This is a genomic window from Tardiphaga alba, assembly GCF_018279705.1.
Classification (GTDB): Bacteria; Pseudomonadota; Alphaproteobacteria; order Rhizobiales; family Xanthobacteraceae; genus Tardiphaga; species Tardiphaga alba.
This window is the reverse complement of record NZ_CP036498.1, coordinates 5,311,460-5,327,173: the sequence shown is the minus strand read 5'-3', so window position 1 is coordinate 5,327,173 and position 15,714 is coordinate 5,311,460. Positions and strand designations below refer to the sequence as shown.

General features: G+C 62.2%; 11 protein-coding genes and 2 pseudogenes. 10 read left to right on the top strand and 3 right to left on the bottom strand.

What is annotated here, in order from left to right; all coding sequences use genetic code 11:
- The first annotated feature begins 103 nt into the window (after nucleotides 1-103).
- The 9 genes and pseudogenes from RPMA_RS25465 to RPMA_RS25425 all read left to right on the top strand — a co-directional run bounded on the left by RPMA_RS25465 (nucleotide 104) and on the right by RPMA_RS25425 (nucleotide 11,021).
- Nucleotides 104-1,071, top strand: a pseudogene (locus tag RPMA_RS25465) (NAD(P)H-dependent flavin oxidoreductase).
- A 14-nt stretch (nucleotides 1,072-1,085) separates the two neighbouring features.
- Nucleotides 1,086-1,862, top strand: a complete 777-nt coding sequence (locus tag RPMA_RS25460; protein WP_408056470.1) for a thioesterase family protein — start codon at nucleotides 1,086-1,088, stop codon at nucleotides 1,860-1,862.
- Between the two features lie 95 nt (nucleotides 1,863-1,957).
- The gene (locus tag RPMA_RS25455) at nucleotides 1,958-3,436 is read left to right on the top strand and encodes an ATPase domain-containing protein (protein ID WP_249225406.1); all 1,479 of its coding nucleotides are present in this window, start codon (nucleotides 1,958-1,960) and stop codon (nucleotides 3,434-3,436) included.
- A complete protein-coding gene (locus RPMA_RS25450; RefSeq protein ID WP_211910416.1) occupies nucleotides 3,433-5,490 on the top strand; it encodes a hybrid sensor histidine kinase/response regulator in 2,058 nt (685 codons plus the stop codon). Before RPMA_RS25455 ends, RPMA_RS25450 begins: the two co-directional genes overlap by 4 nt.
- Nucleotides 5,491-5,599: 109 nt before the next feature.
- Nucleotides 5,600-5,866, top strand: a complete 267-nt coding sequence (locus RPMA_RS25445) for a hypothetical protein (protein WP_211910415.1) — start codon at nucleotides 5,600-5,602, stop codon at nucleotides 5,864-5,866.
- 259 nt (nucleotides 5,867-6,125) lie between these two features.
- A complete protein-coding gene (locus RPMA_RS25440) occupies nucleotides 6,126-6,746 on the top strand; it encodes a hypothetical protein (RefSeq protein ID WP_328516535.1) in 621 nt (206 codons plus the stop codon).
- 123 nt (nucleotides 6,747-6,869) lie between these two features.
- The gene (locus RPMA_RS25435) at nucleotides 6,870-8,498 is read left to right on the top strand and encodes an inorganic phosphate transporter (RefSeq protein WP_211910413.1); all 1,629 of its coding nucleotides are present in this window, start codon (nucleotides 6,870-6,872) and stop codon (nucleotides 8,496-8,498) included.
- A 127-nt stretch (nucleotides 8,499-8,625) separates the two neighbouring features.
- Nucleotides 8,626-9,654 (top strand): transporter, encoded by a 1,029-nt coding sequence (locus RPMA_RS25430; protein ID WP_211910412.1) that lies wholly within the window; start codon nucleotides 8,626-8,628, stop codon nucleotides 9,652-9,654.
- 29 nt (nucleotides 9,655-9,683) lie between these two features.
- Complete coding sequence (locus RPMA_RS25425; protein ID WP_211913824.1) at nucleotides 9,684-11,021, top strand: carbohydrate porin; 1,338 nt, start codon at nucleotides 9,684-9,686, stop codon at nucleotides 11,019-11,021.
- Nucleotides 11,022-11,028: 7 nt separating this feature from the next.
- Here the strand turns inward: RPMA_RS25425 and RPMA_RS25420 are convergent, their stop codons facing one another.
- Nucleotides 11,029-12,039 (bottom strand): LLM class flavin-dependent oxidoreductase, encoded by a 1,011-nt coding sequence (locus tag RPMA_RS25420; RefSeq protein ID WP_211910411.1) that lies wholly within the window; start codon nucleotides 12,037-12,039, stop codon nucleotides 11,029-11,031.
- A 188-nt stretch (nucleotides 12,040-12,227) separates the two neighbouring features.
- Here RPMA_RS25420 and zigA point away from each other — a divergent pair.
- A pseudogene (zigA, locus tag RPMA_RS25415) lies at nucleotides 12,228-13,432 on the top strand (zinc metallochaperone GTPase ZigA).
- A 6-nt stretch (nucleotides 13,433-13,438) separates the two neighbouring features.
- On the opposite strand, the gene RPMA_RS25410 reads toward zigA, so the two are convergent.
- Together RPMA_RS25410 and RPMA_RS25405 are read right to left on the bottom strand one after the other, a co-directional pair.
- A complete protein-coding gene (locus tag RPMA_RS25410) occupies nucleotides 13,439-14,353 on the bottom strand; it encodes an alpha/beta fold hydrolase (RefSeq protein ID WP_211910410.1) in 915 nt (304 codons plus the stop codon).
- A gap of 85 nt (nucleotides 14,354-14,438) precedes the next feature.
- Nucleotides 14,439-15,713 (bottom strand): glycoside hydrolase, encoded by a 1,275-nt coding sequence (locus RPMA_RS25405; protein WP_249225402.1) that lies wholly within the window; start codon nucleotides 15,711-15,713, stop codon nucleotides 14,439-14,441.
- Nucleotide 15,714: the final 1 nt, after the last annotated feature.

Below are 15,714 nucleotides of genomic sequence, written 5' to 3'. Positions count from 1 at the left end.
AACGGATTTGCCTTTCGCAGCGCCTTTCTGGCATGTTTGCGCTGCACTCCCACGGCCCGCGATGCGGGCCGCTCTCATAAGAAAAGTCCTCGAGGAATTCCTGATGTCCATGCCGGCTTTGTTCAAAAACCGCCTGTCGCTGCCCGTGATCGGCTCTCCCCTGTTCATTATCTCGGGCCGGATCTCGTCATCGCGCAGTGCAAGGCCGGGATCGTGGGGTCGTTTCCGGCGCTCAATGCGCGCCCGGCGGCGCTGCTCGACGAATGGCTGCACCGGATCAAGGAAGAACTTGCCGCGCATGACAGGGCGAATCCGGATCGCCTGTCGGCGCCATTCGCGGTCAACCAGATCGTCCACAAATCCAACAACCGCCTCGATCAGGATCTGGCGCTTTGCGAGAAGCACAAGGTGCCGATGATCATCACCTCGCTCGGCGCGCGCGAGGAGCTCAATCAGGCCGCTCATGGCTGGGGTGGCATCGTGTTTCACGACGTTATCAACCAGCGCTTCGCCCATAAGGCGATCGAGAAGGGCGCCGATGGCCTCATCCTCGTTGCCGCCGGTGCGGGTGGTCATGCCGGCGAACTCTCGCCGCTCGCTTTCGTTGCCGAAACGCGGGCGTGGTTCGACGGTCCGATCGCGTTGTCCGGCGCCATCGGCAATGGCCGCGCCATCAAGGCCGCGCGCGTGCTCGGCGCTGACTTCGCCTATATCGGCTCGGCCTTCATCGCGACCGAAGAAGCCAATGCAGTGCAGGGCTACAAGGACATGATCGCGTCCTCGGCCGCGCAGGACATCGTCTATTCCAACCTCTTCACCGGCGTGCACGGCAACTATCTGAAGCCGTCCATCGTCGCCGCCGGCATGGACCCCGACAATCTGCCCGTCTCCGATCCGTCCAAGATGAACTTCGGCACCGATGCCAATGGCGAGCGAGCGAAACCGAAGGCCTGGAAGGAAATCTGGGGCAGCGGCCAAGGCATCGGCAGCGTCAAGAAAGTGGTGCCGGTGGCTGAATTGGTCGCGCGCCTCAAGAAGGAATATGACGAAGCGATCGATCCGGCGCTGTGATGGACAAACATCCCGTGAGTGATGCTGTCTATCGCTTGGACGGCAATCGCATCATCACCAGCCCGCATGCGGCGGGGCCGTGGAATCCGCATATGCAGCACGGCTCGGCGCCCTCGGCGCTGGTGACGTGGCTGGCGGAGCAACAGCCAACGTCATCGCCGATGGCGGTGACGCGGGTCACCATCGATCTGATGCGGCCGGTGCCGGTGGCGCCGCTGACCTATGAGATCGAGGTGCTACGCGAAGGCCGCAAAATTCAACTGGTCGGCATTCGCCTGCTGTCCAACGGCACGGTCGTCACGACGGCGACGGTGCTGAAGGTGCGCGTCGAGGAGCAGCCGCTGCCGGCTGACATCAAGGATGCACCGCTCACGGTGCCGCTGCCGGATGCGCCCGGTCTCTCCGAGCCGAAGGACCACAGCAGCGCGTTCGTCTCCGGCATGACCATCCGCGCCGTGCATGGCGGCTTCCTGACGCTCGGGCCCGGCGCGATCTGGTATCGCGCCAATCGGGCAATCATCGAGGGGCAGCCGATGTCCCAGGCGATGCGGGCGGTGATCGCGTCGGATTTCAGCAACGGCTCGTCCTCCGTGCTTAGCTTCAAGGAATGGACCTTTCTGAATGCCGACCTCTCCGTCAGCATGGCACGGCCACCGGTGGGCGACTGGATCCTGCTGGATTCAGAGACCTGGATCGGGCCTGACGGTAGCGGGCTCGCGGCGTCCAAGCTGGCGGATGTGAACGGCTATTTTGGCCGCGCCGTGCAAAGCCTGGTGATCGAGCGACGCTAGGGTGACGTCACCGACTTGCGTGTTACAGTCGCGCAATTGGAACTTGGCTCATAGCGCCGGGTTGATGTTCGTTGCGCTGACGTATGGGTATAGTGATGGCTGATAGGGCGAAAACCGGCATCTGGGGGCTGGACGATATCCTCACAGGTGGTCTTTCCAAGGGACATATCTTCCTGCTGGAAGGCGCTCCCGGTACCGGCAAGACCACCGTTGCTCTGCAATTCCTTCTCGAAGGCGCACGGAACGGCGAGCGAGGGCTCTATATCACCCTGTCTGAGACAGAGAAGGAACTGCGCGACGGTGCAGCCTCCCATGGCTGGGACATCGGCGACAAGATCGACGTATTCGAGTTGCTGCCGCCGGAAAGCCTGCTTGATCAGGAGCAGCAGCAAAGCCTCCTGTATTCGTCCGATCTCGAACTCGGCGAAACCACCCGGCAGATTTTCGATGCGGTGGAGCGTCTGAAGCCGGCGCGACTTGTGCTCGACAGTCTGTCGGAAATCCGACTCCTGGCGCAGAGTTCGCTGCGCTATCGCCGTCAGATACTGGCCATCAAGCATTACTTCGCGCGGTTTTCCACGACGGTGATGCTGCTGGACGATCTGACCGCCGAAGTCGCTGACAAGACCGTGCACAGCGTCGCCCATGGCGTGTTTCGGTTGGAAGAACTTGCGCCGGATTATGGTGCCGAGCGTCGCCGGGTGCGCGTCATCAAATATCGCGGTTCGAAATTTCGCGGCGGCTATCACGATGCCACGATCACCCGTGGCGGGTTGAACGTCTTTCCGCGCCTGGTCGCATCCGAGCATAAAATCGGACAAACGCGCGTCACGAAATCGACCGGCAACCCCGAGCTTGATGCACTGCTCGGCGGCGGTATCGAGACCGGATCGAGCACGCTCGTGCTCGGGCCGGCCGGAACCGGCAAATCGCTGCTCACGATCGTCAACATGCTGGAGGTGATCAATCGCGGTGAGAAGGCGGCGTTCTTCGCATTCGATGAAGAACTCGGCCTGCTGTTCAATCGCATGCTGAAGATGGGGATCGATCTCGAAGCGCTGCAGAAGAGTGGAAAGCTCGTGATCGAACAGGTCGATGCGGCCGAACTTTCCCCGGGTGAATTTGCGCATCGTGTGCGCAGGCAGGTCGATGAAAAGGATATCAAGACCGTCGTGATCGACAGTCTCAACGGCTATCAGGCGGCCATGCCGCAGGAGAATTCACTGGTTCTCCATATCCATGAGCTTCTTCAGTATCTGAACCGTCGCGGCGCATCGACCTTTGTCACGGTGGCGCAGCACGGTCTCGTCGGCGACATGAAGACGCCGGTCGATGTCACCTATCTCGCAGACACCGTTATTCTGCTGCGCTACTTCGAGGCGTTCGGCGCCGTACGCCGTGCCGTCTCCATCATCAAGAAGCGTACAGGCTCGCATGAAGCGACCATTCGCGAATACCGTATCGACAACCGTGGACTCACTATAGGAGCGCCGTTGACGTCTTTCCATGGCGTGCTGCGCGGTGTGCCGACCTATTCCGGCAATACGCTGATGATGGAAGAAGAGAAGTCGTGAAGCCCGGCCGTTCATCAGAACGAGCGGTCATTCTGGCGCCGAACGGAAGAGACGCGACCGTCGCGGAAGCTCTGATCCGCGAGGCCGGCTACTACGCAACGGTATGCGCGGATTTCGCTCAACTCGTCAGTGAAGTCGAATCCGGCGCCGGCATTGCGGTGATTGCCGATGAAGCGATCAAGGGGGTCAATCTACGCGACCTCGATCGCTGGCTGCACAATCAGCCTGTGTGGTCGGATTTCCCGATCGTGCTGCTGACACGGCAGGGCGGCGGTCCCGAGCGCAATCCCGATGCGGCCCGCCTGCGCCAGGTGTTCGGCAATGTGACCTTTCTCGAGCGGCCGTTTCATCCGACCACGCTGATCAGCGTTGTCGGCTCCGCCGTGCGCGGCCGGCGACGGCAGTATCAGACACGTGCCATCCTCGAGGATCTCAGCGACAGCCAGGCTTTGCTGCAGACGGCGCTGGATGCCGGCCGGCTCGGCACGCTCGAACTTCACCTGCCGGAGCTGCGGCTCGAAGTGTCGGACACGACCAAAGCCTGCTTCGGTCGCGGGCCGCATGACCGTTTTACGTTCGCCGAATTGCAGGCATCCATTCATCCGGACGACCGCGTGCAGCGCCAGAGCGCGCTGGATGCGACGCTGACGACCGGAGTCGATTACAATGTGGAATATCGCTGCGTCTGGGCCGATCGCTCGGTGCATTGGGTGGAAACGCGCGCGCGGATCGTGCGCGGGCCCGATGGCAAGCCGAAGACGCTGGTGGGCGTGTCCGTGGATATCACGGCGCGCAAGACCGCGGACATCGAGCGTGACAAGCTGCTTGAGCAGCTGACCTCCGAACGCGCGGCGCTGGATGAACTCACCGCAACGCTCGAACAACGTGTCGAGGAGCGCACCGCCGATCTCACCAGGGAATCCGCCGCGCGCGAGCGCGCGCAGGAGCAGCTACGCCAGGCGCAGAAGATGGAGACCATCGGCCAGCTCACCGGTGGTGTCGCGCATGACTTCAACAATCTCTTGATGGCGGTGATGGGCAATCTCGAACTGCTGCGCAAGCGCATGCCCGATGATCCCAGGCTGAAGCGGCTTGTGGATGGCGCCATGCAAGGCGCCGAGCGCGGTGCATCACTGACCCAGCGTCTGCTCGCTTTCGCCCGACAACAGGACCTGCGCGCAGAAGCCGTCGACCTGGGCACGCTGGTGCGCGGCATGAGCGATCTGCTCGATCGTTCGCTTGGCCCGCGCATCACGCTTGGTTTCGCGGTTCCTGAGCATCTGCCGCCGGCGCGGATCGATGCCAACCAGCTCGAACTGGCGATCCTCAACCTCGTCATCAATGCACGCGATGCGATGCCGGATGGCGGTGCGATTACGATCCGACTGTCGGAGCATCGCGTCGGGCGCGGACATCGCCTGTTGAAGGCCGGCGACTATCTCAAAGTGTCGGTGATCGACACCGGCGAGGGCATGTCACCGGAGACGTTGAAAAAGGCGGTGGAGCCGTTCTTCTCGACCAAGCCGGTCGGCAAGGGCACCGGGCTTGGCCTGTCGATGGTCCATGGTCTTGCCGAGCAACTCGGCGGCACGCTCGAACTCACCAGCACGGTCGGCAAGGGCACGACGGCGACGCTCGTCCTGCCTGCGACGACCGCAGAACCTGCAGTGGCCGAGGAAGAACAAGCGGAACGGCATGCCGCGCGCTCGGCGGTCATCCTGTTCGTCGATGACGATCCCCTGATCGCCATGTCGACGACCGAAATGCTGGAGGATCTCGGCCACCGTGTCATCCCGGTGAATTCCGGCCGCGACGCGCTGGATGTCCTGCGCAGTGACGAGCCGATCGATCTGATGATGACCGATCACATGATGCCGGGCATGACCGGAATCGAGCTCGCCGCGCAGTCGCGCGAGGTGCGCCCGACCCTGCCGATCCTGCTTGCCACCGGCTATGCGGACCTGCCCGAAGGCACCCAGCTGGACCTGCCGCGCCTCGCCAAGCCCTATCATCAGGATCAACTGCGTGATCAGCTCGATCACTTACTTGGGTAATAGGTAATGGGGTGGGTGTACCTTCTTCGCACCTGCGGCAAATTAACTTCTCATTAAAGGGTGCGGGAACAACAATACGGCGGTGATTCGGCCCGTTGATGGACCACCCATGGATATTACAGCGCATTTCGCCAAGACCACCGTCACGCTCGACGAGATCAAGCATCGCGTCGCCTTTGCGTTCGACCGCAATTTTCTCTGCCGCGGTTTGCAGTTCGACATCGTTCAGACCCCGCGTATGGGGAAGGGCGCGAACTGGACCATCACGATGCAGCAGGTCGCTCCCGATGCATTGTGGGAAGCGTCTGAAATCGTCTCCGACATTCAGGATGCCTATCTGCTGTCGGAAGAGCGGACGCTGTATCGAGCCGCCTGAGCGCGATCCGTCCTCGACATTCCAACGCGATGCCTTGCGAATGGCCAAAAGCGCGTTTCCGCGCTTGCGGACACGCGTCTGAAGGCCGCGATGTGCTTTTCGCGCGGTATGGTTAGGCCTTAATTAATCTCGATTTGTGAGGACAATGGCCAAAGGAATGCCAGAGCGCATTCCACGGGGACCATCTCTCGCGGGGATCGGCTTGACGCGGACGCTGACTATTCTGGTGCTGAGTTGCCTGTTGCTGACCGGAGTCGCCGTGGCCAGCATTCTGGGCCGTGACAGTGTGCCGATGCTGTCGTCGTCCTTCTCATCCAGCGTTGCGCAAAGCTCGATCCCGGTCTCGCGCGGGCCGACATCCAACCGCGAAGGCAAGACCGACCGGCTGCCGCCCGGCGCGATGATGGCGTCGCTGACGCCGCAAAATGTCGATCCCACTACCGAGCCGCTGCGGCAGGCCTTTGCGACGGACGGCGTCATCGATCCATCGCCCAACGCGACCGTGCTGCCACCCGTCGTGGTGCCGCAGCCGACGGCCAAGCCGAAGGCCGCCGCGAAGAATGCGGGCCACAAGAACTTCACGCTGCTCAGCGATGCGCAGATTGTGGCCATCAAGGGACGGCTCAATCTGACGCCGTCGCAGGAATCCTATTGGCCCGATATCGAAGTCGCGCTGAAGGCGATTGCCCGGAAGATGCATGACGCCAAGCAGGCCGCAGCATCCGGTAATGCGCCGCCGATCGATCCCGAAAGCGCCGAAGTGCAGCAATTGAAATCGGCCGCGATGCCGCTGCTGTTCCAGTTGCGTGAGGACCAGAAGCGCGAAGTGCGCGCCCTCGCCCGCATCATCGGCCTGGAAAAGGTCGCTGCTGCGATCTGATCGGGCGGATCAGATTACCATTTTCTGCGCTGTTCTGACGCGACATGACAAATTGTCGCGGTTGTCATCGGGGCTTCGCACACGGCATGCAGAACTTAACGCCTGTTAACGACGGGGCGTAGCATGACCGATTTCACACTCAATTCATCCGTTTCAGGAAGTGGACCCATCGAGCCGGCCGCGCGGCCCAATCTCGACAAGGGCTTCAATCCGCTCACGATGATCCTGTTCATGGCGGTGCTTGCCGGCGGCGTGCTGTACGTCGCCTACAGCATCTATGCGGATGTCAGTGCCACCGGCACGCGCGTCACAAGCTATCTACCCTATATCCTGCTGTTCGTGGCGCTGATGATCGCGCTCGGCTTCGAATTCGTGAACGGCTTTCACGACACCGCCAATGCGGTGGCGACGGTGATCTACACCCACTCGCTGAAGCCCGAGATTGCTGTGGTGTGGTCTGGCTTCTTCAACTTTCTCGGCGTGCTGTTCTCGTCGGGCGCGGTGGCGTTCGGTATCGTGTCGCTGCTGCCGGTCGAACTCATCCTGCAGGTCGGCTCATCCGCCGGTTTCGCGATGGTGTTCGCGCTCTTGATCGCAGCGATCATCTGGAATCTTGGCACCTGGTGGCTCGGCCTTCCCGCCTCGTCGTCGCACACGCTGATCGGCTCGATCATCGGCGTTGGTATTGCCAATGCATTGATGCGCGGCCGCGACGGCACCTCGGGCGTGGACTGGACCAAGGCCACGGAAATTGGCTACGCGCTGCTGCTGTCGCCGCTGTTCGGCTTTGCCTGCGCGGCGATCCTGCTGCTCGTGCTGAAATTCCTGGTGCGCAATCCCGCGCTGTATGAAGCGCCGGAAGGCGACAAGGCGCCGCCACTGTGGATCCGCGGCATCCTGATCGCCACCTGCACCGGTGTGTCCTTCGCGCATGGTTCGAATGACGGCCAGAAGGGCATGGGCCTGATCATGCTGGTGCTGATCGGCACCGTGCCGACCGCCTATGCGCTGAACCGTGCGCTGCCGGAATCGCGCATCGAGCAGTTTCAGCAGACCTCGCTGAAGGCCTCGCAGGTCGTCGCTGCCAAGGGTGCCGGCCACGGCACCATCGGTGATCCCCGTCCGGTGGTGACGCAATACGTTGCCGCGCGAAAAATCAGCGAAGGCACCTATCCGGCGCTTGCCGTGCTGGTGAAGGATGTCGGCGATCAGGTCCGCACCTATGGCACGCTCGACAAGGTGCCGGCGGAGAAGGTCGGCAACACCCGTAACGACATGTATCTCGCATCGGAAGCCATCCGCTTCCTCATGAAGGACAAGGAAAACGACCTCAACAAGGAAGAGGTCGCGACGCTGAATGCCTATAAGGGCTCGCTGGATGCGGCGACCAAGTTCATCCCGGATTGGGTGAAGATCGCCGTCGCCATCGCGCTTGGGTTGGGCACCATGGTGGGCTGGAAGCGCATCGTCGTCACCGTCGGCGAGAAGATCGGCAAGACGCATCTGACCTACGCGCAAGGTGCGTCGGCGGAGTTGGTCGCCGCCGGCACCATCGGCGCGGCGGATATTTTCGGCCTGCCGGTCTCGACCACCCATGTGCTGTCATCCGGTGTCGCCGGCACCATGGCAGCGAACGGCTCCGGCCTGCAGATGGCCACCATCCGCAATCTGCTGATGGCCTGGGTGCTGACGCTGCCATGCGCCATCGCACTGTCGGCAGCGCTGTATTTCATCTTCGCCCACATCTTCTGAGTCGGTCTCGGTACGATGCGTCGCTGTGATGGCGGCGCATCGTGGATGACGGCGGTTCGCTGTCATCCGGAGTTCAAACCGATCGTGCAGAGATCGGCGTCCCTTGCTCCTATTTTGTTGATTCCCGATGTCGTCAGACAGTCTTCATTTCGCGACACAGGCTGGTGCGTTGGCGCCGGACAACGCCATTCCCGGCCTGGTCTGGGCGTTTCGCATCCATGCCGATGGCCAGCCGGAGGCGTTGTCTATCCATCAGGCGATCGATACCAGCCATGACGGTCTGGTCTGGCTGCATTTCAATCTCGCCGACACGCGCGCCTTGCAGTGGCTGACGCAAGCGCCGCTGCAGGCGCCGGATGCGGCGCGTGCTTTGCTGTTGTCGAAGGACAGTTTCCAGCAGCTGCACACGGCCGACGACAGCGTTTATGGCGTGATCTCGGATCTGCTGCGCGATATCGACGATGTCGATGATGACACCGGCTATCTGCGCTTTGCGATGACCGAGCATCTGTTGATCAGCGGCCGGCATCATGCGCTCTGCGCAGTGGATGCGACGAGGCGCTCGCTCGAACAGGGCCTCAAGATCGACAGCATGGCGGCGCTGTTCGAGACCATCATCGAGAATGTGGCCGACACCATCGATGGCGTTGCCGACAAGCTCGCGCTCGCACTGGATGAGATCGAGGAGCAGGTGGTGCTCGGCGAATCCCGCCACATGCTGCAGACGCTCGGCCGGCAGCGGCGCACCTGCGTGCGGTTGCATCGCCAGCTCTCCGGCCTGCGTCTCGTATTCCAGCGTTTCGAGCAGAAAGGCGGGCTCGACCTGAAGCCAGCGTTGCAACTCCGTGCGGGCAAGCTGGCGCAACGGCTCGACGGGCTCGACCGCATCATCGTCGAACTGCGCGAGCGCAGCCGGCTATTGCAGGAAGAGCTGCATCTGCAGATCGCCGAAAGCGGCAACGAGGCGCTGCGCGTGCTTTCTGTGCTCACCGCCTTGCTGATGCCGCCGACACTGGCCGCGGGCATCTTCGGCATGAACATCAAGGCGATGCCACTGGTGGATGGCGACAACGGCTTCATCCTGGTGTGCGGAATTCTGATGCTGTCCTCGGCGACCGCCTATTTCATCATGAAGCGTATCGGCATCATCAGGTAGGCGTCATGCGCAGCGTGTTGCGATGCTGGATGCCGCGTGTGGCGAAGGCGTTGGCCGGGCTTGTGGTCTGCTGTGCCTTGCAGATGTCCGTTGCCCATGGGGGCGACTGGCGTGATGGCGGGCTAAAGGCACTCAACGCACGGCTCGACGACTGGGGCGTGGCATTCTCCGCGGCCTATATCGGCGAGGCGCTCGGCAATGCCTCCGGCGGCATCCGCCGCGGCAGGATCTATGACGGCCGCATCGATCTCGGCGTCGATGTCGATCTGGAAAAAGCGGTGGGCTGGCGCGGCGCGACCTTCCACGGCAACGTCTTCCAGATCCACGGCCAGGGCTTGTCGCGCGACTATATCGGCAATCTCATGCTGGTCAGTGGAATCGAGGCATTGCCCTCGACACGGCTCTACGAGTTCTGGATCGAACAGTCGCTGTTCGGCGGCCGGCTGTTCGTGAAAGTCGGGCAGCAGCCGTCGGACACCGAATTCATTGACAGCAAGTTTGACGACATCTTCGTCAATTCGGCGCTCGGTTGGCCCGGCATCACCGGCGTGATCCTGCCGGCGGGTGGTCCATCGCCGCCGCTGGCTGTGCCTGGCATACGCGTGAAGGCGCTATTGTCGGATGCGTTCACGGCCTATCTCGCGGTGTTCAACGGCAGCGCGGGGGCGCAGGGGCCGGATGATCCGCAGATCTCCAATCCGCATGGCCTCGCATTCCGCGTCAACGATCCGCCATGGGTCATCGGCCAGCTGAAATACAGCTATCGTCTCGGCGCGGCCGGGCTGCCCGGCGCCATCACCGGCGGCGGCTGGTATCATTTCGAGCAGTTCGATGACGAGCGGTGGACGGCGCAGGGCCTGTCGCAAGCGGACCCGCTCGGCACCGGCGAGCCGGCCATGCGGCGCGGCAATCGCGGCGTGTTTGCCGTCTATGAGCAACGGCTGGCGCTCAGCGCAGTAGATCCCGCCAAGGGCGTCGGCTTCTTCGCTCGGGCGTCATTCAGTCCGTCGGATCGCAATCTGATCAGCTTCTATCTCGACGGCGGTTTTCAGGTTTCAGGCTTCTCTGCGGAGCGGCCTGATGATCGCTTCGGCATCGCCATGACCTATGCGCGGATTTCAGACGGCGCCCGCGGTCTCGACCGCGACGTGCAGCGCTTCACCGGCATCGCAACGCCGATCCGTGATTTCGAGGCGGTGTTCGAGGCGACCTATATCGCCATGGCCGCGCCTGGCGTCGCGGTGCAGCCGGTGTTTCAATATGTGATCCATCCCGGCGGCGGCGTCGTGAATCCGGAGGATCCGACGCAGACCCGCCGCATCAAGGATGCGGCAGTGTTCGGCGTCCGCACCACAATCACGTTCTGATGTTCTATCAGGCCGCTGCTACAGGCGCTTCAACCAGCCCTGCCGCGGCGTCCGCGATCATCTCATACGACTTCAGTCGCTTCGGATGCTCATAGACATCCGACACGATCATCAGCTCGTCCGCCTTGGTCTCTTCAACCAGTGCGGCGATGCCCGCACGCACGGTCTCCTTTGAGCCGATGATCGCGCGGCGTAGCATGCCCATGGCCTGCATCTTTTCGGCTGGCGACCAATAGGTCTCGATATCGTCGATGGGCGGCTGGCTGAGACCGCGGGTGCCGCGGAACATGTTGGTGAAGGACATCTGCTGCGTGGTCCACAGCCGCTTCGCCTCGGCATCGGTGTCGGCCGCGATGATGTTCACGCCGACCATGGTATGTGGCTTCGCCAACTGCTCCGACGGTTCGAAATGGGTGCGATAGATTTCCAGCGCCTGCAGCAGCATTTCCGGCGCGAAATGCGAGGCGAAGGCATAGGGTAGGCCGAGCACGGCGCCGAGCTGGGCGCCGTAATTGCTGGAGCCGAGAATCCACAAAGGCACATTGGTCCCTGCGGCCGGCACGGCCTGCAGCCGCTGGCCGGGCGCGGCTTCGGCGAAATAGGCCTGCAGCTCCTGAATATCCTGCGGGAAATTGTCGGAGTTTTGCAAGGAGCGGCGCAGCGCGCGCATGGTCATCTGGTCGGTGCCGGGCGCGCGGCCGAGGCCGAGATCGATGCGGCCGGGAAACAGCCGCTCCAGCGTGCCGAACTGTTCGGCGATCACGATGGGCGCATGGTTCGGCAGCATGATGCCGCCGGCGCCGACGCGGATGGTTTTGGAGCCCGCTGCGATATGGCCGATCACCACCGAGGTGGCAGCAGAAGCGATGCCGATCATGTTGTGATGCTCGGCAACCCAGAAGCGCTGATAGCCCCAGTGCTCCGCATGCGCCGCCAGATCCCGTGAATTATCGAGCGCGCCGCGCGCATTGGTGTCTTGGGTGACGCGGACGAGATCGAGAATCGACAAGGCGGTCATGTGCAGGGCTCCGGTTGGAGTAAATATCTATGCATTCGCATCTTCTTTTGCCAGCGCGCCGGGTGCAGGTCCGCCTTGACAGATCATTGCTGCAATATGTAACGTTATAACATAACATAAATCGACGGCGCTCATGGATATCGACACACCCCACTGCTTCGCCGCCCTCAACAGGCTGTTTGATCTCGATGCGAAAACTCCCCGTCACAGTGCTGTCCGGTTTCCTCGGGCTGGAAAGACCACTTTGCTGAATCACATCCTGAACAACCGCCACGGGCTGAAGGTGGCGGTGATCGTGAACGACATGAGCGAAGTGAACATCGATGCGGATCTGGTGAGGGATGGCGGTGCCAATCTTTCGCGAACGGATGAGAAGCTGGTCGAGATGACCAATGGCTGCATCTGCTGCACGCTGCGCGATGACCTACTCAAGGAAGTGCGCGCTTTGGCGGAAGGCGGCCGCTACGATTATCTGCTGATCGAATCCACGGGGATCGCGGAGCCGCTGCCGGTGGCGGCGACGTTCGATTTCCGCGACGAGAATGGCGACAGCCTCTCCGATGTCGCTCGGCTGGACACGATGGTGACCGTGGTCGATGCGGTGAACCTCTTGAAGGACTATTCCTCGACCGATTTTCTCGAGGACCGTGGTGAAGCGCTGGACAATGACCAGCGACGGCTGGTGGATCTGCTGGTGGAGCAGATCGAGTTCGCCGATGTGGTCGTGCTCAACAAGGTCAACGATGCCACACCCGCGCAATGCGACGCGGCGCGAAAAATCATCTGTGCGCTGAACCCGGAAGCCGAGATCATTGAGGCTGATTTTGCCGACGTGCCGTTCGATCGCGTGCTCGATACCGGCCTGTTCGACTTCGAGCGGGCGCAGCAGCATCCGCTCTGGTACAAGGAACTCTACGGTTTCGCCGATCATGTTCCGGAAACCGAGGAATACGGCGTCAGCAATTTCGTCTATCGCGCGCGGCGGCCGTTCGATCCCGCCAAATTCCAGGCGTTCCTGCGCGAGAGCTGGGGCGGCGTGATCCGCAGCAAGGGGCATTTCTGGCTGGCGACGCGGCCGCAATGGGTCGGCGAGCTGAGCCAGGCCGGCGCCATCGTGCGCACCGAAGGCATGGGCTTCTGGTGGGCGAACATTCCCGCAGAGCGCTGGCCGAACGATCCATATTGGCGGCAGTCGTTGAAGAAGAACTGGAACGACATCTATGGCGATCGTCGCCAGGAGATCGTCTTCATCGGCACCGGCATGGACGAAGCTGGCCTGCGCGGCAGACTCGATGCATGTCTCGTGGATGGCAAGCCCGGCATGGAGATCGCGGATTGGGCCAAGCTGCCGGACCCGTTTCCCAAATGGAAGCGGGCCGACGAGATGGCGTAGCGCGCGTTACCCGAGCCCGGCATGGAATGCGCGGACGATGGCTGCGCATTCCTCCGGCCTTTCCATCTGCATGAAATGCGAGGCGTCATCCACGGTGACGAAGTCGAAGCCGCCATCGCGGGCGAAGGCGCTCTCGATGATGATGAACGGGCTGGTCCCCGTCTTCGGCTGGCCCGCCACGAGCTGGACGGGAATCTTGATCTTGCACATGCGCTCCCATGCGCCCTCCAACCCTTGCATGGCGAAGATGCTGGCTTCGAATTCCCGCGGGCAGGCGAGCTCATAGAGTTCTTTGTCGTCGTTCCAGCGCAGTGTCGAAGCAGCAAGAGCTTGCAGCCCCGCATCGTCGACGCCGGTGAAAGCAGAGCTGCGGCGATAGGAGTCGAACAATTCCTGCACCGTGCTGAATTCGAAGCGCCGCTTGATGGTGCGCTCGGCCAGGCGGCCATTGTCGGCACGGAACATCTGGAATTCGGGATAATGGGCCGGCGGTGTCGCCGGCGGTTCGAAGCCGACGATGCCGATCCATGGGGATTCATATTCGGATGCGTGCAGCAACGTGGTCAGCGCGCTCATGGAGTGAAAGGCGCCGAGGCTCGGTGCTGCGCCGATCTCGCGGGTGATCCCCTTCATGATGGCATCATAGTCGCGGATCAGCTGCGGCCACACCTGCGGAATCGGTTTGACGAACGGGCTGCTGAGGCCGTGGTGACGGAAGTCGAACACGACGGTTTCGTAGTCCGGAATGAAGAGGCGCCAGAAGCTCTGGAAGGCATCGGCGGAGAGGCCGTTGCCATGGCTGCTGATGACGCGCGGGCCTTCGCCATAGACGCGGGCGCTGACGGTGGCGCCGTCCTCCAGCGGGATGTCAAAGCTGTGCTTGGCGGGCGGGAGAGCCGGGACGGTCGGCGCGTGATCCATAGGCAAGGGGAACCTGTCAGTTTCGGGAGCGATGTCGCGTCCCTTATCGGAATGCGCCGCACACTATAAAGCGTGCCATGGCTGTTCAAGCCGCAAGGCTGATGATGGCGACCTTGCCGTCGAGCGGGATTCTGGCCCGGCCATCGGTGATGGGGATGCGCTCCCAACCGGCGCCATCGTTCGGCCGGTTCACGATCAACTCCGTGCCGGGTCCCTCGACATTGATGCCGACCGACCGCGTGGGTACCTCGATGTCATCGGCCTTGGCCACGTCCCAGCAGCGCACCGCGCGCCAGACGGCGAGCAAAGGCTTTCCCTGTGCGTCCTCGAATGCGATGTGCCGCAATTCGAGCGAACGTGTCTCGAGTCGCAATGGCTGATTGTCGCCCGCGCGCCTTGCGCCCTTCAGGATCGCAAGGAGATTGCGGATAGCGTCATAGGCCGGCTTCGGTGTGAGATCGTTGCGCACGAGCCCCCAGTGATGTTCGCCTTCATTCGGATCGATGCCGCCATCGAAGAATTCGTAGAGATAGGTGCGCAAGATTCCGAGGCGAAAATTGTTGAGCAGCATGCGCGGCATGTAGATGCCGGACGCGACTTCACCGACACCGGCGCTGCCGGGCTTCACGACATTGCAATAGCCGGCCTCGGTGACCATCACCGGCGCGCCCGGCTTGAACGCGTCGCGCATGTTCTTGAGATACCAGGAGACCGCGGCGTAGTCGTCCGTCGTCTCCGGCTCCTGTGCCTTTTGCACGTAGGAATGGATCGCGACGACATCGCTATATTGCGCAGCGCCGCGCAGCAGCGCCACGTCGGCGGGCTTCCAGTTGATCACGCTCGGCGACAGCAGCGGCAGTTGTTCGGCCGTGTACCGCGCGCGCAAGGCGCGATGCACGTCGCGCTGATAGTCTACGACGACATTGCTCCAGCCCGATTTGGCCAATGGCAGCGACATGAACCACGGGCTGTCGCCCTCGTTCTGTCCCTCGATGCTCGACACCCGTTCGACACCGAATGCATCGAGATAGGACATCATCTCCGCCACGGTGTTGGTCGCGGGCGATACCGGAATGTTGAACATGACGCCAAGGCGGTCAGCGAGCCTGCGCCAGCGTGCGAGATCGTTGCTGGGCCTCAGTTCATCGCGCAGATGTCGGATGCCGCTCTTGTCCAGCAGATCGAAGAACCGCTCGAAATTCGGTGCATAAGGTTCGCTGCTGATGTGAACATTGACGCCGACACTGTCGGTAAATGTATCCGTCGGACCGGGCAGGGGCGCTGCCCGCGCAGGGGATGATCGGAGCAGCAGGAGTGCTCCGCTGCCTTGCAGAAGCGTGCGCCGGTCGATCATCTTCATC